The 18517-nt window shown below is 72.9% G+C and carries 16 protein-coding genes; 9 read left to right on the forward strand and 7 right to left on the reverse strand.

Annotated elements, in window-relative coordinates; genetic code table 11:
* Nucleotides 1-2 precede the first annotated feature (2 nt).
* The 5 genes from ACFQW6_RS21765 to ACFQW6_RS21785 all read right to left on the reverse strand — a co-directional run bounded on the left by ACFQW6_RS21765 (nt 3) and on the right by ACFQW6_RS21785 (nt 6649).
* Complete coding sequence (locus tag ACFQW6_RS21765; protein WP_378550575.1) at nt 3-527, reverse strand: SigE family RNA polymerase sigma factor; 525 nt, start codon at nt 525-527, stop codon at nt 3-5.
* A gap of 1 nt (nt 528) precedes the next feature.
* Nucleotides 529-1245, reverse strand: a complete 717-nt coding sequence (locus ACFQW6_RS21770) for a hypothetical protein (RefSeq protein ID WP_378550577.1) — start codon at nt 1243-1245, stop codon at nt 529-531.
* 119 nt (nt 1246-1364) lie between these two features.
* A complete protein-coding gene (locus tag ACFQW6_RS21775; RefSeq protein ID WP_378550579.1) occupies nt 1365-3692 on the reverse strand; it encodes an ATP-binding protein in 2328 nt (775 codons plus the stop codon).
* Nucleotides 3693-3876: 184 nt separating this feature from the next.
* Nucleotides 3877-5181, reverse strand: coding sequence for a citrate synthase (locus ACFQW6_RS21780; RefSeq protein WP_378550581.1), 1305 nt, complete (start codon nt 5179-5181; stop codon nt 3877-3879).
* Between the two features lie 118 nt (nt 5182-5299).
* On the reverse strand, nt 5300-6649 hold the full coding sequence (locus ACFQW6_RS21785) for an NAD(P)/FAD-dependent oxidoreductase (RefSeq protein WP_378550583.1): 1350 nt from the start codon (nt 6647-6649) through the stop codon (nt 5300-5302).
* A gap of 222 nt (nt 6650-6871) precedes the next feature.
* Between ACFQW6_RS21785 and rplM the strand changes: the two genes are divergently transcribed.
* The 4 genes from rplM to ACFQW6_RS21805 all read left to right on the forward strand — a co-directional run bounded on the left by rplM (nt 6872) and on the right by ACFQW6_RS21805 (nt 9835).
* Nucleotides 6872-7315 (forward strand): 50S ribosomal protein L13, encoded by a 444-nt coding sequence (gene rplM / locus ACFQW6_RS21790; RefSeq protein ID WP_191194680.1) that lies wholly within the window; start codon nt 6872-6874, stop codon nt 7313-7315.
* Nucleotides 7316-7329: 14 nt separating this feature from the next.
* Nucleotides 7330-7839 (forward strand): 30S ribosomal protein S9, encoded by a 510-nt coding sequence (rpsI, locus tag ACFQW6_RS21795; protein WP_378550586.1) that lies wholly within the window; start codon nt 7330-7332, stop codon nt 7837-7839.
* Nucleotides 7840-7946: 107 nt separating this feature from the next.
* Entirely contained in the window at nt 7947-9296 is a 1350-nt protein-coding gene (gene glmM, locus ACFQW6_RS21800; RefSeq protein WP_378550588.1) for a phosphoglucosamine mutase, read from the forward strand.
* The gene (locus ACFQW6_RS21805; RefSeq protein ID WP_378550590.1) at nt 9293-9835 is read left to right on the forward strand and encodes a hypothetical protein; all 543 of its coding nucleotides are present in this window, start codon (nt 9293-9295) and stop codon (nt 9833-9835) included. Before glmM ends, ACFQW6_RS21805 begins: the two co-directional genes overlap by 4 nt.
* Here ACFQW6_RS21805 and ACFQW6_RS21810 read toward each other — a convergent pair.
* A complete protein-coding gene (locus tag ACFQW6_RS21810; protein ID WP_378550592.1) occupies nt 9832-10182 on the reverse strand; it encodes a hypothetical protein in 351 nt (116 codons plus the stop codon). The genes ACFQW6_RS21805 and ACFQW6_RS21810 overlap by 4 nt on opposite strands.
* Before the next feature lie 84 nt (nt 10183-10266).
* On the opposite strand from ACFQW6_RS21810, the gene ACFQW6_RS21815 reads away from it, so the two are divergent.
* Both ACFQW6_RS21815 and ACFQW6_RS21820 read left to right on the forward strand, forming a co-directional pair.
* A complete protein-coding gene (locus ACFQW6_RS21815) occupies nt 10267-11265 on the forward strand; it encodes a GNAT family N-acetyltransferase (RefSeq protein WP_378550594.1) in 999 nt (332 codons plus the stop codon).
* Between the two features lie 110 nt (nt 11266-11375).
* Entirely contained in the window at nt 11376-13859 is a 2484-nt protein-coding gene (locus ACFQW6_RS21820; protein ID WP_378550596.1) for a PKD domain-containing protein, read from the forward strand.
* Between the two features lie 3 nt (nt 13860-13862).
* On the opposite strand, the gene coaA is transcribed toward ACFQW6_RS21820, so the two are convergent.
* Nucleotides 13863-14831: a type I pantothenate kinase gene (gene coaA / locus ACFQW6_RS21825; RefSeq protein WP_378550598.1), complete on the reverse strand. Its 969-nt coding sequence runs from the start codon at nt 14829-14831 to the stop codon at nt 13863-13865.
* Between the two features lie 65 nt (nt 14832-14896).
* Here coaA and glmS point away from each other — a divergent pair, with 65 nt between their 5' ends.
* The 3 genes from glmS to ACFQW6_RS21840 are packed head-to-tail and all read left to right on the forward strand — an operon-like array spanning nt 14897 to nt 18513.
* Entirely contained in the window at nt 14897-16741 is a 1845-nt protein-coding gene (gene glmS / locus ACFQW6_RS21830) for a glutamine--fructose-6-phosphate transaminase (isomerizing) (RefSeq protein WP_378550600.1), read from the forward strand.
* Between the two features lie 15 nt (nt 16742-16756).
* Nucleotides 16757-17110 carry a holo-ACP synthase gene (locus ACFQW6_RS21835; RefSeq protein WP_378550602.1) on the forward strand — a complete coding sequence of 118 codons (354 nt, stop codon included), beginning with the start codon at nt 16757-16759 and terminating at the stop codon, nt 17108-17110.
* Between the two features lie 2 nt (nt 17111-17112).
* Complete coding sequence (locus tag ACFQW6_RS21840; protein ID WP_378550604.1) at nt 17113-18513, forward strand: NAD(P)H-hydrate dehydratase; 1401 nt, start codon at nt 17113-17115, stop codon at nt 18511-18513.
* The last annotated feature ends 4 nt before the right edge of the window (nt 18514-18517 follow it).

Consider the following 18517-nt stretch of genomic DNA (forward strand, 5'->3'; position numbering starts at 1 on the left):
GGTCATCGGGCCGGTGCCTCGTGGGTGGCGAGCCGGCGGAGCGCCGCGATGCCGCGGCTGGTGTTGGACTTGACGGTGCCGGTCGAGCAGCCCAGGACCGCGGCGGTCTCGGCGACGCTGAGCTGCTCGTAGTAGCGGAGGGCGACGGCGGCGCGCTGCTGGGGCGGGAGCGCCAGGACCAGGTCCCAGAGTCGACCCGCCGGGTCCGCGGGCGGACGCGGACCGACGTCCGGGACGGTCTGCGGGAGGTCGTCGGAGGCGACCTCGTCGCGCCGCCACGGCTGGCGCTGCCAGCTGACGTACTGGCGGGTGATGGTGCGCCGGACGTAGGCGTCGGCAGCGGCACGTTCGCGCAGGCCCTCCCAGCGGGGGAGGACCCGTACCAGGGAGTCCTGGAGCAGGTCCTCCGCGCTGTGCGGGTCGCCGGCGACGGCGTGCGCCCAGCGGAGCAGCGCGGGCCGTCGCGCGGCGACGTACGACGCGAAGTCGGGCGCGGTCCCCGCCACGTCGTGCACGACCGGTGCCATGTCAGGGGCGGCGGACGGAGCGCAGGAGCGCGACGGAGACGATGACGAGCCAGATCGGTCCGGTCATCCCCGCCATGTACTGGACGGGGCTGACGAGGAACAGCGTGGTGATGCCGCCGAGCACGAGGCTGGTCCACCCGACCCAGCGGGCGAAGGCCCCCTGCCTGAACGCCGCGCTCGCCATGGCGAGCGCGGTGAGCCCGATGCCACCCCAGAGCCACGGGATGGTGCCGACCCAGTGGCCGAAGAAGGCGACCGTCTCGGGGACGAACGCGTCGTCGGGGGCGGCGAAGGCGAAGGCGAACTCGGTGGTCAGGCCGGCGCCCAGCAGCTGGGCGACGCAGACCATCACCAGTCCGATCGCGGCCACGCCGGGAACGATGCTGTCGGGGTGGGTGCGCCGCTGCAGGTGCCGGTGCAGGCCCGCTGCGAACACCACGAGCAGCGCGCACGAGACCATCGTCGCGGTGTGGAAGGTCAGGATCTGCGGCACCAGCTCCGAGGTGGCCTCGGCGATCGCCTCGGCGTCCCCGCTGGTCGCCGGGTCGTAGACGGCGTCGACCATGCTGCTGGCGACGACGGAGGCGATCCCGGCGAGACCGGCGCCGAGGCCGGCCAGCACCCACCCACGGCCGGGTGGCCGGGTCGGTGCGCCGGTGCCGGTGCCGGCGTCGCGGTGCGGACCGGACGCGGTGGACGGGTCGAGCGTGGTGCTCATCTGCGGCTCCTCAGGTGACGGGGCACGGGTGCGTGCCGTGCCGCCACCCTCGACGCCGGACGACGTCCGCGACCACGGACAGCCACAGGTGTACGAGCGGTGTACGGGGACCGGCCGGGTCAGCCCGCGGCCTCGCCGGGCTCGCGCAGCATCGCGGCGGCCTTGACGGCCGAGAAGCCGCGCCCGGTGTCGAGGGCGTCGTCGTAGCGGTCGGGACCGAGGTGCGACCGGGCGTCGTCGGCGGCCGCGGTGATGGCGGCGGGATCGGGCCGGTAGTAGCCGTAGCCCTGCGCTCCCTGCGCCTCGCGGATCGCCTGGGCCGCGCCGAGCAGCAGCGGCACCCGCGCGTGCTGGTCCGAGGCGGCGGCGAGCACCGCCCCCGCGTCGAGGAGGTAGGCGAGGTTGGCCTGGTCACCGGTCTCCAGCGACAGCCGGGTGCTCTCCTCGAGGTGACGCCGGGCCGCGACGTGGTCGCCACGCCCGAGCTCGACCTGGAAGAGGTTGTAGAGCGCGATGTAGGACGACAACCGGTCCTCGCGACTCCTGGCCGAGTCCAGGCCGGCCTCGATCAGCCGCACCGCCTCGTCGGCGTCACCCTCGAGGAGCGCGACGGTGCCCAGCCAGACGTGCGCCAACCCCCAGGTCCACTGGACCTCGGGGCCGCCGACCTCGGCGTGGTGCATGGCCTCCTGGAACCGGTCGCGGGCCAGGGCGAGGTCGCCGTCGACGAGCGCCACCAGGCCCTCGCCGGCCACGGCGTTGGAGAGGATCGCCGGGTCGTCACCCGCGCGCTCGTGGGAACGTCTCCACCACCCGCCGGCCGCGGTGACGTCGTCCATGGCGAAGGCCATCGTGGCGGCCGCGAGTGCGGCGCGGGCGTGCACGTCGTCGGGCAGGTCCGCGGCGTGGTGGAGAGCGGTCTCCGCGAACCGGCGGCCGTGGTCGTGGTCGCCGCGCAGCCACCAGTAGAGCCACAGCTCCCACGCCATCCGGGCCGGTGTCTCGATGTCACCGGCCGCCAGCGAGCGCTCGGCGGCCGCGGTCAGGTTGGCGTGCTCGAGGTCGATGCGGTTGAGCGCCGCGACCTGGCCGCCGTCGCGGTAGCTCGAGTGGTTGGTCTCGGCAACGGTGAGGTAGTGAGCCGCATGGGCCCGCGCGGCCTCCTCCCACTCGTCGGCCTCGCGCAGCAGGTCGCGGGCGTACTGGACGACCGGCTCCAGCATCCGCAGCCGGCCCGAGCCCTCGACGAGGACCAGGGAGTGCTCGACCAGCTCCTCGAGGCTGGTGACGACCTCGTCGTCGGCGATCCCGACGCGGGCACCGATCGCCTCGAGGTCGGCCAAGGTGGTGCCGCCGACGAAGACGCCCATGAGCCGCAGCAGCCGGCGCGCCGGTGCGTCGAGCAGTCCCTGGCTCCAGTCCAGGGTGGCGCGCATCGTGCGCTGGCGGGGCGGCAGGTCGCGCGGGCCCGCCTGCAGCGCCGTGTCGAGCCGCTGCAGCAGCGACCCGGGGTCGAGCAACCGCGCCCGGGCGGCAGCGAGCTCGAGGGCGAGGGGCAGCCCGGCGAGGCGCTCGCAGGTGGCGCCGACAGCCACGGCGTCGGCCGGGTCGGCGCCCCACCCGGGGTTGACCCGCTGCGCGCGGTCGAGCAGCAGCCGCGCCGCGGGGGAGGGCGTCCCGTCCGGGTGGTCGTCCACCTCGAGCGGCTCCACGGCGTACTCCGTCTCGCCCCGCACGCGCAGCGGCGCCCGGCTGGTCGCCAGGACGGACAGGTCAGGCACGGCCTCCACGAGCGCGGCGACGTCCGACGCGGCCTTCAGGAGGTGCTCCACGTTGTCCAGCACCAGGAGCAGGTGCTGGCCACGGAGCCGGTCGACGATGTCGTCGGTGACGGACCGCGTCGGGTCACGGGTGGCGTCCACGGCGTCGGCGACCGCCGGCAGGAGCTGGCCCGGCTCCAGGAGCGGCGCGAGCTCGACCAGTCGTACGCCGTCGGCGTAGCGGTCGCGGACCGCGGCCGCTGCGGCCAGGGACAGGCGGGTCTTGCCCACGCCGCCGGGGCCGCTGAGGGTGACCAGGCGGCTCGTGCGCAGGAGGTCGGCCACGCGGCCGACGTCGTCGTCGCGACCGATGAGCGGCGTGGCCGGGACCGGCAGGTCGCGCCTGCCGGCGGTGCCGTCCGCCGCCGACGTCGGCGGGGCGGTGCGCGACGACCGCGACGGGACCGCGGCCAGCAGCGCGGCGCGCTGGTCCTCGTCCAGGTCCAGGGCGGTCGCCAGCGAGCGGATCGTGTGCGGGTAGGGCCGGGTCCGGGTGCCGCGCTCCAGCGCGCTGATTGCGTGCGGGCTCAGCCCCGCGCGCTCGGCGAGCTCCTCCTGGGAGAGGCCGGCGTCCTCCCGCAGCCCGCGCAGCACCGAGCCGAGCGTGCCGTCCCCCCGTGTCCCCACGTCACCTCCGTGACCGCTGCTCCCTGAGTGCTCGGGAGTGTAGTGAGCGAGGCTGCCGCGATGAAGCACCCGAAGGGTGGTGGGCTAGATCGGTGCGGGACTCGGCTGGGAGGTGCTGGGACGCACGAACGCCCCCGCGCCGTGGGGCGCGAGGGCGTTCGTCGTACGACGGTGGCGCCGGGGCTCAGCTCCACCGCTCCGACGCGGCGGTGAAGGTCAGCTCGCGGTCGCCGGTGTAGATCTGCTTGGGGCGGGCGATCTTCTGGTCCTTGTCCTGCACCAGCTCCGACCACTGCGCCAGCCAGCCTGGGGTGCGGCCGATGGCGAACAGCACGGTGAACATCTCCGGCGGGAACTGGAAGGCCTCGTAGATGAGGCCGGAGTAGAAGTCCACGTTGGGGTAGAGCTTGCGCTTGACGAAGTACTCGTCCTCCAGCGCGATCTTCTCCAGCTCCAGCGCGATGTCGAGCAGTGGGTTGGTGCCGGTGACCTCGAAGACGTCCTCGGCGGACTTCTTGATGATCTTGGCGCGCGGGTCGTAGTTCTTGTAGACCCGGTGGCCGAAGCCCATCAGGCGCTCGTTGCCGTCCTTCACGCCGTCGATGAAGGCGGGGATGTTCTCCTTGCTGCCGATGCGCTTGAGCATCCGCAGCACGGCCTCGTTGGCGCCGCCGTGCAGCGGGCCGTAGAGGGCACCGATGCCGGCGGAGACGGCCGAGTAGGGGTCGACCTGCGACGAGCCGACCGAGCGGACCGCGTTGGTCGAGCAGTTCTGCTCGTGGTCGGCGTGCAGGATGAACAGCACGTCGAGGGCCTTGACCAGGCGCTCGTCGGCCTCGAACTTCTGCTCGCTCATCTTGAAGAGCATGGACAGGAAGTTGGCGGTGTAGCCGAGGTCGTTGTCCGGGTATACGTAGGGCTTGCCCTGCGCGTGGCGGAACGACCAGGCGCCGAGGGTCGGCATCTTGGCGATCATGCGGACGATCTGCATGTGCCGGTTGTCGGCGTCGCTGATGTTGCGGGCGTCGGGGTAGAACGTCGACAGCGCGCCGACCGAGGCCATCAGCATGCCCATCGGGTGGGCGTCGTAGCGGAAGCCGTGCATGAAGTTCTTCACGTTCTCGTGCACGAACGTGTGGTAGGTGATCTCGTGCACCCAGGCGTCGTACTGCTCCTTGGTGGGCAGCTCGCCGTGGATGAGGAGGTAGGCCACCTCGAGGAAGTTGGACTTCTCCGCCAGCTGCTCGATGGGGTAGCCGCGGTACTCCAGGATGCCCTTGTCGCCGTCGATGTAGGTCACCGACGAGCGGCACGAGGCGGTGTTGACGAATCCGGGGTCGTAGGTCGCGAGACCGGGCTGCTCGTCATCGAGGCGGATCTGCCCGAGGTCCTTGGCTGCGATCGTGTTGTCGGTGATCGCGATGTCGTACTGCTGACCGGTCCGGTTGTCGGTGACAGTCAGGGAATCCTTGGCCGCAACGTCGGTCACGTCGGCTCCTGTTCATACGTCTTTGTACGTCTGTGGGGTCCCCTCAACCTAGTCCGCCGCCCGCGGGGACCGCGAATCAGGTGTCCAGCAGTGGGACCGGCGCCGGTGCTCCTCGAGGTCAGCGTCCGGCGACGCGGTGGGCGACCCGCGCGATGCGGCTGGTGCGTCGCAGACCGTCGTCCTCGCGGCGGTCCGCGGCGCGGTAGAGGCCGTACAGCGCGTGCACGCCGGCCCACCGGAACGGCTCCGGCTCCCACCTCCGGACCCGGTGCCCGGTCCACGGCAGGCGGGTCAGGTCGGTGCCGTGCCCGAGCACCAGGTCGCGCAGCGTGCGGCCGGCCAGGTTGGTGGCCGTGAGCCCCGAGCCGACGTAGCCGCCGGCGTGCCCGAGGCCCGTCGAGGGGTCGTACGCGACGCTGGCGCTCCAGTCGCGCGGCACGCCCAGCACGCCGCACCAGGCGTGGTAGAGCGGGAGCCCGGCCAGCGACGGGAACAGGCTCGTCAGCGTCGAGCGCAGCGACTCGACCGTCCGGTCCTGGGTGCGGCCGTCGACGTCGGTGCGCGAGCCGAAGCGGTAGGGGATGCCCCGCCCGCCCATCGCGATGCGGCCGTCGGCGGTGCGCTGGGCGTAGCAGTAGGCGTGCGCCTCGTCGCCGAGCAGCTCCTCGCCCTCCCAGCCGATCTCGCCCCACTGCGCGTCCGTGAGCGGTGCGGTCACGACGATCGCGGAGTTCATCGGCAGCCAGTCGCGACGGTGGCCGGCGAGCCCCGCGGTGAAGCCCTCCAGGCAGCGCAGCACCACCGGCGCCCGCACCGTGCCGCGGTCGGTCACCACCGTCCCCGCGGAGATCGAGGTGACCCGGGTCCCCTCGTGGATGCGGACGCCGCGCTCCCGCACGACGCGGGCGACGCCGGACACCAGCCTGGCGGGCTGCACACGGGCGCAGTCGGGGTCGAAGTGGCCGGACACGGCCCCGGCCACCCGCACCCGGTCGGCCACCTGTGCGGCGGTGAGCTCCCCGTCGAGCCGCTGCCGCTGGGCCTCCGAGCGGGCGACGGTGAGGACGCCGCTGCGGACGATGTCGGCCTCGATGCCCTCCCGGGCGGCCACCCCGACGACCTCGTCGACCGTGGCGCGCAGCGCGTCCCGCAGGCGCTGGACGCCGTCCTCGCCCGCCGCGGCGGCGTACGTCCGCGCGCTGCCGGCGAGCTCGCTCGAGAGCCAGCCGCCGTTGCGCCCCGAGGCGCCGAAGCCGGCGAACTCCGCCTCGACGACCCGGACGTCGAGGGTCGGGTCGGCCTCCGCGAGGTAGTACGCGGTCCAGAGGCCGGTGAGCCCGCCACCGATGATCGCGACGTCGCAGGCCGTGTCACCCTGGAGCCGGTCGGTGGGGGAGGGCAGCCCGACCTGCTGCCACCAGAAGGACACGCCGCCGTTGCGCACGCCGCCATTGTGGCGCTCCGTCATTTTGACCCTCCCGCTCGGCGCGCCGTAACCTTGCTGGTCGCGACTCCTGCCGCGCCCGCTCCCCCTCGTCCTGAGAGGTGATCGGGTGCAGATCCGGACGTCATCCCTCCACTGAGCTCGATCTGGAGGGAGCGATCCGGGCCGTGTTCGTCAGAAGCCGCAGCAGCACCAGTCGGCCCTCGTCCGAGGGCCGGGACCAACGAACCAGAACGGGATACCGCCGTGCGCACGTACAGCCCCAAGCCCGCTGACATCCAGCGTGAGTGGCACGTCATCGACGCCACCGACGTGGTCCTGGGCCGCCTCGCCGTCCAGACCGCCAACCTCCTCCGCGGCAAGCACAAGCCGACCTTCGCCCCCCACATGGACATGGGCGACTTCGTGATCATCGTGAACGCCTCGAAGGTGTCGCTCTCGGGCACCAAGAAGACCACCAAGATGGCCTACCGCCACTCCGGCTTCCCGGGCGGCCTCTCGGCCACCCCCTTCGGTGAGCTCCTCGAGAAGGACGCCCGCAAGGCCATCGAGGGCGCCGTGTGGGGCATGCTCCCGAAGAACAAGCTCGGTCGACAGGTGCTGAAGAAGCTCAAGGTCTACTCCGGCCCCGACCACCCGCACCTGGCCCAGCAGGCCACTCCCTTCGAGATCTCGCAGATCTCCCAGTGACTGAGGACGCACAGATGACTGAGAACACCATGGACTCCGGTGAGGTCGAGGAGACCTTCGAGACCGGCGCCGACGGCGTGACCTACACGTCCGAGAGCGACGTGTCGGCCGACACCCCGGCCCGTCCGGCCACCATCGCCCCCGGCGCGGCCACCGGCCGCCGCAAGGAGGCCGTCGCCCGCGTGCGCATCGTGCCCGGCACCGGCGAGTGGACCATCAACGGTCGCTCGATGGACAGCTACTTCCCGAACAAGCTGCACCAGCAGATCGCCAACGAGCCGTTCGTCGAGCTGCAGCTCGAGGGTCGCTTCGACGTGATCGCCCGCATCCACGGCGGCGGCATCGCCGGCCAGGCCGGCGCCCTGCGACTCGGCGTGGCGCGCTCCCTCAACGGGATCGACACCGACGCCAACCGCCCGGCGCTCAAGAAGGCCGGTCTGCTGACCCGCGACGCCCGCGTCGTGGAGCGCAAGAAGGCCGGTCTCAAGAAGGCCCGCAAGGCCTCGCAGTTCAGCAAGCGCTGACCCAGCCTGCACCTCGAGGCCCGCACCGTCGTCCGACGGTGCGGGCCTCGTCGCATGTCCGACCTCGTTTCTGCACCGGACCCGGACGACCCGTAGGCTCCCGGGCCATGACGCGACTCTTCGGCACCGACGGCGTCCGGGGCCTGGCCAACGCCGACCTGACGGCGGAGCTCGCCCTCGACCTCTCGGTCTGCGCGGCCCACGTCCTGGCCGACCGCGGCGAGTTCGAGGGGCACCGACCCCTCGCGGTGGTGGGCCGCGACACCCGCATCTCCGGCCAGTTCCTCGAGGCCGCGGTCGTCGCGGGCCTCGCGTCGGCCGGTGTCGACGTGCTGCTGCTCGGCGTGCTGCCGACGCCCGGTGTGGCCTACATGACCGACAGGCTCGGCGCCGGCCTCGGCGTGATGCTGTCGGCGTCCCACAACCCCATGCCCGACAACGGCATCAAGTTCCTCGCCCGCGGCGGGCACAAGCTCGACGACGCGATCGAGATCGCGATCGAGCGGCGGATGGGCGAGCCGTGGCAACGGCCCACCGGTGGCAGCGTCGGCCGGGTGAGGACCTACGAGACCGCGGTCGAGGAGTACGCCGCCCACCTCGAGAGCACGATCAGCCACCCGCTGGTGGGACTCAAGGTCGTCCTCGACTGCGCCGAGGGAGCCGCGCACGCCGCCGGTCCGCGTGCGCTCGAGGACGCCGGCGCGACCGTCGTCGCGATCCACGCCGACCCCGACGGCCTCAACATCAACGACAACTGCGGGTCCACGCACCTCGGCGACCTGCAGAAGGCCGTCGTCGAGCACGGCGCCCACGCCGGCTTCGCGCTCGACGGCGACGCCGACCGCTGCCTGGCGGTCGACGCCGAGGGCAACGTCGTCGACGGCGACCAGATCCTCGCGATCCTGTCCCTCTCGCTGCTCGAGCAGGGCCGGCTGGCGAAGGACACCGTCGTCGCCACCGTGATGAGCAACCTCGGCTTCGTGCAGGCGATGCGCGCCGGCGGTGTCGGCGTGCGCCAGACCAAGGTCGGCGACCGCTACGTCCTCGAGGCGATGAAGATCTCCGGCTACAACCTCGGCGGCGAGCAGTCCGGCCACGTCATCCTCAGCGACCACGCCACCACCGGTGACGGCATCCTGACCACGCTCCACGTCATGGAGCGGATGGCCACCACCGGTCGCTCGCTGGCCGACCTGGCCTCGGTGATGTCGCGGCTCCCGCAGGTCCTGCTCAACGTCTCGGGCGTCGACAAGTCGCGCGCCGACGAGGACGCCGTGCTCGCCGCGGCCGTCGCTGAGGAGGAGGCCGTGCTCGGGGAGCGGGGCCGCATCCTGCTGCGCCCGTCGGGCACCGAGCCGATCGTGCGCGTGATGGTCGAGGCGCCCACCGAGGACGAGGCCCAGGGCGTCGCCTCGCGGCTCGCCGACGTCGTACGCACCCAGCTCACGCTGCCGTGACCACCGACCCCCGGCCGGGCCCAGAGGAGCACGACCCGCCGCACCACAGGTGGCTCTCGCCCGGGGACGTCGCCCTCGCCATCGGCATCGGACTGGTGCTCGCCTTCGTGCTGGCCGTCGTGACACCCGGCACACGCGCCCACCTGCTGGGCGGCACCGACCTCCGGGAGACGACCGTCGTGGGCGTCCGCGAGGGCGCCCGGGACGACAGGCGCGACCGGGTCGTGACCACCTACGAGCTGCGCTGGTCCGACGGCGACGACGTCCGCACCGCGACGTTCCGTCGATCCGGACCGTCGCGCCGAGAGGTCGGCGACACGTGGACCCTCTGGGTCTCGCCGGACGGCACCTCGGTGGAGACGAGCTCGCCGCGCGCCACCTGGCTCTGGCTCGGGCTCGGCATGCCGGCCTTCGCCCTGCTGATCGGCGCACTCGTGCGCTGGCGTGGGCGCGTGATGGCGAGGTCGGCCCTGCGCGAGGCGGACCGGATCGAGGCGGACCGGATCGAGGCACGCCGACGGCGGGCCTCTCGCTCCTAGGGCTCCCGCAGCTCGCCGAGCATCGCCGCAGCGCGACGCGCGGCCTCGGCCCGCTCGGGCGCCGAGGACGCAAGAACCTGTCCCGCCTCCTGCAGCGAGGCGACCTCCTCGTCGAGGAGCGCGAGCTCGTCGGCGTCGCTGAGCACCCGGCGCGCCGCCTCGGCGGCGCCCGCCCCGACCGGGGCCTGCTCGATCGCGCCGGCGCGGGCGGAGGTCGGCACCGCCTCGGCGTTCTCGAGCGCCGCGAGAGCGGTCCGCAGGGTCGACACGGTCTCGGCGTCCCGGGCCCGGCGGGCCTCGAGCAGGGCCGCGCGCAGCCGGGTACGGAGCGGCGAGTCGGTGGTCATGCCCCGACCCTGCCGCAGCGGCGACGTCGTACGCACCCTGTTATCCCGGTGCAGGCCGACGGGCCGGGCCGCTACGGTCGCGGCGTGGGCGTCGACATCGAGCAGCTCAACCCGCACAACCAGGCGGCGCTGCGCGCGTGGTGGGAGGTCGGGCACGCCGCCACCGCCGACCGGCCCGGCAAGCCGTGGCCGCTGTGGGAGCAGAGCCGGGTCGCGCTGCCCACCCCGAACCCCGAGCGCGGCGTCACCCTGGTGGCCGCGATCGACGGCCGCGAGATGGTCGGTGCGGGTCTGGTCGTCCGCACGCTGAAGGAGAACCTGCACACCGCCATGGCCTTCGCCTACGTCCGGCCCGACCGGACCCGGGAGGGCATCGGCCGCCGGCTGGTGGAGGAGCTCGAGGTGGTCGCCGCGGGCGACGGGCGTACGACGATCCAGAGCGAGGCCTACCTCCCGCCGGGCGGGTCCGTCACCGGGCCCGAGCTCTTCGCGCGGGCCATGGGCTACGACGTGGCGAGCCGGGAGTCTATGAAGGAGCTCACCGTCGCCGACTACCTCGCCCGCCGTGACGCGCTGACCTCGTCCGCCCCGGTCCCGGAGGGCTACCGCGTCGTCACCTTCGACACCGTGTGCCCGGAGGAGCACCTCGCGTCGTTCGGGCGCCTGCTGGGCATGCTGATGTCGGAGGTGCCGCTCGGCGAGCTCGACCTCCAGGCGTCGGAGTGGACCCCGGAGCGCATCCGCGAGGCCGAGCAGCGGCAGGTGTCGGTGGGGCGGCACGTGCTGACGGCGATGGTGATCGCCCCGGACGGCTCCGTGGCCGGCGTCTCCGACGTGCGCGTCGACGACAGCGACCCGGCGCACGGCCAGGTCGGCATCACGATCGTCGACCCCGCGCACCGGGGCAGGCGGCTCGGGCTGGCGCTCAAGACGGCGACCCACGACCTCGCGGTCGCGAGCTGGCCCGGGCTGGTCTCCGTCGACACCTCCAACGCCGAGGTCAACACCTGGATGAACGCCGTCAACGAGGCGCTGGGGTACCGCACCATCGAGACGCTCCTGGAGCTGCAGAAGAAGCTCTGAACGGCGGGGGACATCGCAGGCAGAGCCCCTATTCACGGTATGCGGCACCGGGCGGTCCGCGTCGACACTGGAGGACGCGGAACCACCGCGGACGCGACGTGGGGGTGCTCATGCTCACCGACCTCAGACGAGTGCTCTGGATGGCCCTCGCCGTCCTGCTCCTGGCCGTGCCGGCCGCCATCCACGACACGGCGCCCGCCGAGGCGGCGCCCCAGGTCGACACCGGGTTCGGCATGCAGACGGTCTTCTCCGGCCTGACGCTGCCCACCGTCGCGCGATTCTCGCCGGACGGCAGGGTCTTCGTCGCGGAGAAGTCGGGACTCGTGAAGGTCTTCGACTCGATGACCGACACGACCGCGACCACCGCGATCGACATCAGGTCGGACGTCCACTCGTTCTGGGACCGAGGCCTCCTCGGGATGGCGCTCGACCCCGACTTCCCGGCCAGCCCCTACGTCTACCTCCTCTACACGTGGGACCGGTACGCCTGGGGCGACACGTGCCCGACGCCACCGGGCGCCACCACCGACGGCTGCCTCGCCGACGGTCGCCTCGTCCGCATCCCCGTCGACACGGCCAACCGCCCCGGGACCACCCAGGTGCTGCTCGACGGCAACTTCTGCCAGCAGTTCCCGTCCCACTCGGTGGGGAGCGTCGAGTTCGGCCCGGAGGGCGCGCTGTACGTCACGTCCGGCGACGGCGCCTCCTTCAACACGGTCGACCACGGGCAGCTCGGTGGCAGCCTCGCCGGCACCCCGACTCCGTCCAACCCCTGCCAGGACCCTCCCTCCGAGGGCGGCGCCGTGCGCAGCCAGGACATCCGCACGAGCGGTGACCCGCTGAGCTTCGACGGGACGCTGATGCGCCTCGACCCCGACACGGGGAACGCCTGGCCGGGCAACCCGGGAGGCGGCCGCGTCCTGGCCAACGGCTTCCGCAACCCCTTCCGGACAGCCATCGCGCCCAACGGGCACGTCTACGTCGGCGACGTGGGGTGGAACTCGTGGGAAGAGATCAACCACGTCCCGAACGCCTCGTCCCTGCGCAACTACGGGTGGCCCTGCTACGAGGGCACCGCCCGCATGGGGTCGTACGACGCCGCAAACGTTCCGGTGTGCGAGTCCCTCTACGCCCAGGGCAGCGCCGCGGTGACGGCTCCGCTGTACGAGTACCGCCACGGCGTCGCCCTCGACGCCTGTCCTGAGGTCCAGGGCAACTCCAGCGCGATCAGCGGCCTCGCCATCTACCCGGGAGGCACCTACCCGAGCAAGTACGACGGCGCGCTGTTCTTCACCGACTACTCCCGTGCCTGCATCTGGGTGATGTACCCCGGTGCCGGTGGCGTCGCCGACCCGTCCACGGTGGACCGGTTCGCGACCGAGGAGCCGTCGGTGGGTCTGTTCGCGGGACCGGGCGGCGACATCTTCTCCCTCGACCACATCAACGGACGCATCCGGCGGATCACGTCCACCGGGACGAGCAACCAGCTGCCGACGGCCTCGTTCGTGGCCGACCCGTCGTCCGGGCAGGCGCCGTTGACCGTCTCGTTCGACGGCACGGCGTCCAGCGACCCCGACGGCGCCCCGCTGCAGTACGCCTGGGACCTGGACGGCGACGGCCAGCTCGACGACGCCTTCACGCCCACGGCCACCCACACCTACACCGCTCCCGGGAGCTACACCGTCCGGCTGCGCGTCCAGGACGGTCACGGCGGGAGCGACGAGGAGACCATCGGCATCGACGTCCGGGCCGATGCCAACCAGGCCCCGACCGCACGCATCGACGCGCCGACGTCGACGACCACCTGGGCGGTCGGCGACACCGTGGCCCTCCAGGGCGCCGGCGTCGACCCCGAGGGGGGCGCGCTCGAGCACCGCTGGGACCTGGGCGTCGTGCACTGCTCGGCCACTCCGCCGTTCGACTGCCACACCCACCCGCTCGAGACCCGCTCGGGAGCCACCGCCTCGTTCTCCGCCCCGGACCACGACTACCCCTCGCGGTTGTCCGTGACGCTGACGGTCACCGACGCCGGCGGGCTGAGCGACACCGAGACCGTCGAGATCCTGCCCCGCACCCGCACGCTCACCGTCGACACGGTGCCCGACGGGTTGCAGGCCTTCGTCGGGGGCGCGCCGGTCGCGGAGGGGCAGCCGCAGACCGTCATCGAGCGCTCGACCCAGACGTTCTCGGTCCCCTCCCCGCAGGTCGTGGGCGAGCACACCTACCAGCTCGTGGGCTGGGTCGACGGTGCGACGGCGCCCAACCGGACGACGACCGTGACGGTGGACCAGGCGTTCACCGCGCGGTTCAACGGGCTGCCGCAGGCGCGGGTGACGGCCGCCACCCCCACCACGGGCAAGGCCCCGCTCCCCGTCCAGCTCTCGGCGGCCGGCTCGGTCGACCCGGAGGGGGCGGCGCTGGCCTACGCCTGGGACCTCGACGGCGACGGGCAGCTCGACGACGCCACGGCTGCCACGGTCAGCCGCACGTACACCACGAAGGGGACCACGCGGGTGACGGTGCGGGTGACGGACAGCTTCGGCGCCACGTCGACCGCCTCGGTGACCGTCACGGTCAAGCCCGGGAAGCGGTAGGTCTCAGAGCTTGCGGAGCCGCACGTAGCGGACGGAGTGGTCGGCGTCCTTGCGGAGGACGAGGTTGGCGCGGGAGCGGGTGGGGGCGACGTTCTGGACGAGGTTGGGCTCGTTGATCGAGTCCCAGATGCGGGTGGCCTGGTCGACGGCCTCGTCGTGGGAGAGGGCGGCGTACTTGCGGAAGTAGGATGCCGGGTCGCGGAACGCGGTCTCGCGCAGGCGGAGGAAGCGGTCGACGTACCAGCGCTTGATGTCGGTCAGCGCGGCGTCGACGTAGACGGAGAAGTCGAAGAAGTCGCTCACCGCCAGTCCGGTGCGGCCGTCGTCGCGCGCCCGCGCCGGCTGCAGGACGTTGAGGCCCTCGATGATGACGATGTCCGGGCGCTTGACCACGACCTTCTCGTCGGGGAGGACGTCGTAGACGAGGTGGGAGTAGATGGGCGCCTCGACCTCGTCGCGGCCGGACTTGATGTCGATGACGAACTTGAGCAGCGACCGTCGGTCGTAGGACTCGGGGAAGCCCTTGCGGTGCAGGATGCTCCGACGCTCCAGCTCGGCGTTGGGCAGCAGGAAGCCGTCGGTCGTCACCAGCGCGACGTTGGGGTGCTCGGGCCAGTGAGCGAGCATCTGCTGCAGGACGCGGGCGGTCGTCGACTTGCCGACCGCCACGGAGCCCGCCAGCCCGATCACGAACGGCGTACGCGGCGGGGTCACGCGGTGCAGGAACTCCTCCTGCTCGCGGTGGAGCCGGGAGTTCGCCGCGACGTAGAGGCTCAGCAGGCGCGAGAGCGGGAGGTAGACCTGCTCGATCTCACGCAGGTCGAGCTGGTCGCCGAGGCCGCGCAGCCGGGCGACCTCCTCGCGCGTCAGCGTCGTCTCGGCCGTGCCGGCCAGCTGCGCCCACGCCGCGCGCTCGAGCTCGACGTAGGGGGAGGTCTCGCTGCCGCTGGAGGGCGGTGCGACCTCGGACATGGGTGCGATTGTGGCACCGCATGGGGGCGCAGCCGCGCAGCGGCCTGTAGATAGACTCACCGGCCATGTGTGGAATCGTCGGGTACGTAGGTGCCAAGCCGGCTCAAGGCGTCGTGATCGAGGGCCTCAGGCGCCTGGAGTACCGGGGCTACGACTCGGCCGGGATCGCCCTCGTCGACGGCGGCACGATCGTCTCCGACAAGCGCGCCGGCAAGCTGGCCAACCTCGAGAAGGCACTCGCCGACGCCCCCCTGCCGCAGGTGACCACCGGCATCGGCCACACCCGCTGGGCCACGCACGGCCCGCCGACCGACCGCAACGCCCACCCGCACCTCGGGCGTGAGCGCCGTGTCGCGCTCGTGCACAACGGGATCATCGAGAACTTCGCCGAGCTGCGCCAGCGCCTCGAGTCCGACGGCGTCGAGATGGCCTCCGACACCGACACCGAGGTGGCCGCCCACCTGCTGGAGGAGCAGCTCGAGACGGGTGTCGACCTGACGGTCGCCATGCAGAACGTCTGCCGCGGCCTCGAGGGTGCCTTCACGCTCGTCGCCGTCGACTCCCAGGACCCCGACCGGGTCGTCGCGGCCCGCCGCAACAGCCCACTGGTGGTCGGCATCGGGGAGGGCGAGAACTTCCTCGGCTCCGACGTCGCGGCGTTCATCGAGCACACCCGCGAGGCGATGGAGCTCGGCCAGGACCAGGTCGTGACCATCACCCGCGAGGGCGTCAGCGTCTCCGGCTTCGACGGCACGCCCGCCGAGGGCACGCGCTACCACGTCGACTGGGACCTCTCGGCCGCCGAGAAGGACGGCCACGACTGGTTCATGCGCAAGGAGATCTTCGAGCAGCCGCGCGCGGTCGCCGACTCGCTGCTCGGCCGCCGCGGCACCGACGGCCTGCTGCAGCTCGACGAGATGCGCCTGTCCGACCAGGACCTGCGCGACATCGACAAGATCATCATCATCGCGGCCGGTACGTCGTTCTACGCCGGCATGGTGGCCAAGTACGCCATCGAGCACTGGTGCCGCATCCCGGTGGAGGTCGAGCTCGCCAGCGAGTTCCGCTACCGCGACCCGATCCTCACCGCCTCCACGCTCGTGGTGGCGATCAGCCAGTCCGGCGAGACCGCCGACACCCTGCAGGCGATCCGGCACGCCCGCGTGCAGCGCTCGAAGGTGCTCGCCATCTGCAACACCAACGGCTCGACGATCCCGCGCGAGTCCGACGGCGTCATCTACACCCACGCCGGACCCGAGATCGGTGTCGCGTCGACCAAGGGCTTCCTCACCCAGCTCGTCGCCTGCTACCTGCTCGCGCTCTACCTCGCCCAGGTGAAGGGCACCCGGTACGGCGACGAGATCTCCCAGGTCATGGACCAGCTCGACCAGATGCCGGCACACGTCCAGACCGTGCTGGACAAGGCGGAGGAGGTCTACGCCCTCGCCCGCGACCACGTCGACAGCCGCTCGGTGCTCTTCCTCGGTCGCCACGCCGGCTACCCGGTGGCCCTCGAGGGAGCGCTCAAGCTCAAGGAGATCGCCTACCTCCACGCGGAGGGCTTCGCCGCCGGCGAGCTCAAGCACGGCCCGATCGCCCTCGTCGAGGAGGGCCTGCCGATCCTGTGCGTCGTGCCGCCCCGCGGCCGCGACCAGCTGCACGACAAGATGATCAGCGGCATCCAGGAGGTGCGAGCGCGCGGCGCCCGCACCCTCTGCCTGGCAGAGGAGGGCGACACCACCATCACGCCGTACGCCGACGTGCTGATCACGCTGCCCCAGGTGCCGGTGCTGCTCCAGCCGCTCGTCGCCGTCGTGCCGCTGCAGCTGTTCGCGTGCGAGCTGGCCACCCAGCTCGGCCACGACGTCGACCAGCCCCGCAACCTGGCCAAGTCCGTCACGGTCGAGTAGAAGCCGGGCACACGCATGCCGGTCATCGGCGTCGGGATCGACGTGGTCGACATCGACCGCTTCGTGCAGTCCCTCGAGCGCACGCCGTCGCTGCGCGCACGGCTGTTCACCGACGCCGAGGCGTCGCGACCGGCGGCCTCGCTGGCCGCGCGGTTCGCCGCCAAGGAGGCGATCGCCAAGGCGCTCGGCGCGCCCGTCGGGATGGCGTGGCACGACGCCGAGATCGTCTCGGAGGAGACCGGGCGGCCGCGCTTCGAGATCCGCGGCACCGTCGCCGCCCGCGCCGAGGCGATGGGCGTCGTCCACGTCCACGTCTCGCTCTCCCACGACGCCGGCATCGCCTCCGCCGTCGTGGTGCTGGAGAGCTGACCGTGCTGCGCGCCCACCTCGTCGAGGACGTACGCCGGGCGGAGGCGGCCGCGATGGCCCGTCTGCCCGACGGCGCCCTGATGCAGCGCGCCGCCGCGGGACTGGCCGCCGCGGTCCTCGACCTCCTCGGTGGCGGCTACGGCCGTCGCGTGCTCCTGCTGGTCGGCCCCGGGGACAACGGTGGCGACGCGCTGTGGGCCGGTGCCCGGCTCGCCGGGCGGGGCGCGGCGGTCGAGGCGCTCCTCCTCGCGGACCGCGTGCACGACGCGGGGCTAGCGGCCCTGCGGGCGGCCGGCGGCCGGGCGACCCGGGACCTCGACGCCCTCCACCCGACGCCCGACGTGCTGGTCGACGGCATCGTCGGCATCGGCGGCCGCCCCGGTCTGCGCCCGGACGCGGTGGCGGCCCTCCAACGCTTCCCTGCGGTGCCGGTCGTCGCTGTCGACGTGCCCTCCGGTGTCGACGTCGACGGCGGCACCCTCGACGGGCCGCACGTCCGCGCCGACCTGACGGTCACCTTCGGCACGCACAAGGTCAGCCACCTCGTCGATCCCGCCTCCCTCGCGAGCGGCGCCGTCCACCTCGTCGACCTCGGTCTCGACACCTCGGACCTCGGTCTGCCGGCGGTCGAGGCCCTCCAGCCCGACGACGTGCGCGACCTGCTGCCGCGGCCCGACGACGTCGCGCACAAGTACACCCGCGGCGTGGTCGGCGTCCGCGCGGGCTCGGGCACCTACCCGGGCGCCGCGCTGCTCGCCGTGTCCGGCGCGAACTCGGGGCTGGTCGGGATGGTCCGCTACGTCGGACCGGATGCGATCGCCGACACCGTGCGCAGCGCCCACCCCGAGGTCGTCGGCGACGGCCGGGTCCAGGCCTGGGTGGTGGGCCCCGGCGGTGGTGACGGCGCCGGCACGATGCTCGCCGAGGCGCGCGCCGACGACGTACCGGTGGTCGTCGACGCCGACGCCCTGCGGCACGTGGACGGGACGGTGCCCGGCTGCGTGCTGACCCCGCACGCCGGCGAGCTCGCGGCGATGCTCGGCATCGCGCGCGAGGAGGTCGAGAGCTCGCCGCTGGAGCACGCGCGCCTCGCGGCGACCCGCTTCGGCTGCGTGGTGCTGCTCAAGGGGCACCACACGCTCGTCGCGGACCCCGGCGGGCGGGTCCGCGTGACCACCACCGGCGTGCCGTGGCTCGCCACCGCCGGTGCCGGCGACGTGCTCGCCGGGCTGGTCGGGGCGCTGCTCGCGGCGGGACTCGAGCCGTACGACGCCGCGTCCGCCGGTTCGTGGCTGCACGGAGCCGCCGCGACGCAGGCGGCTGCCGGGGGACCGCTGACCGCGAGCCGGGTCGCGGTCCAGATCCCACGGCTGGTGCGCGACGTCCTCGAGGGTTTGGGATGATCTC

Source organism: Nocardioides sp. GCM10028917 (genome assembly GCF_042666175.1).
Taxonomy (GTDB): Bacteria; Actinomycetota; Actinomycetes; order Propionibacteriales; family Nocardioidaceae; genus Nocardioides.

Excerpts from the sequence above, each read along its gene's own strand:
- ACFQW6_RS21765 (WP_378550575.1), bottom strand. The coding sequence starts at position 527 with ATGGCACCGGTCGTGCACGACGTGGCGGGGACCGCGCCCGACTTCGCG.
- ACFQW6_RS21770 (WP_378550577.1), bottom strand. The coding sequence starts at position 1,245 with ATGAGCACCACGCTCGACCCGTCCACCGCGTCCGGTCCGCACCGCGAC.
- ACFQW6_RS21785 (WP_378550583.1), bottom strand. The coding sequence starts at position 6,649 with ATGACGGAGCGCCACAATGGCGGCGTGCGCAACGGCGGCGTGTCCTTC.
- rpsI (WP_378550586.1), top strand. The coding sequence starts at position 7,330 with ATGACTGAGAACACCATGGACTCCGGTGAGGTCGAGGAGACCTTCGAG.
- glmM (WP_378550588.1), top strand. The coding sequence starts at position 7,947 with ATGACGCGACTCTTCGGCACCGACGGCGTCCGGGGCCTGGCCAACGCC.
- ACFQW6_RS21810 (WP_378550592.1), bottom strand. The coding sequence starts at position 10,182 with ATGACCACCGACTCGCCGCTCCGTACCCGGCTGCGCGCGGCCCTGCTC.
- ACFQW6_RS21820 (WP_378550596.1), top strand. The coding sequence starts at position 11,376 with ATGCTCACCGACCTCAGACGAGTGCTCTGGATGGCCCTCGCCGTCCTG.
- coaA (WP_378550598.1), bottom strand. The coding sequence starts at position 14,831 with ATGTCCGAGGTCGCACCGCCCTCCAGCGGCAGCGAGACCTCCCCCTAC.
- glmS (WP_378550600.1), top strand. The coding sequence starts at position 14,897 with ATGTGTGGAATCGTCGGGTACGTAGGTGCCAAGCCGGCTCAAGGCGTC.
- ACFQW6_RS21835 (WP_378550602.1), top strand. The coding sequence starts at position 16,757 with ATGCCGGTCATCGGCGTCGGGATCGACGTGGTCGACATCGACCGCTTC.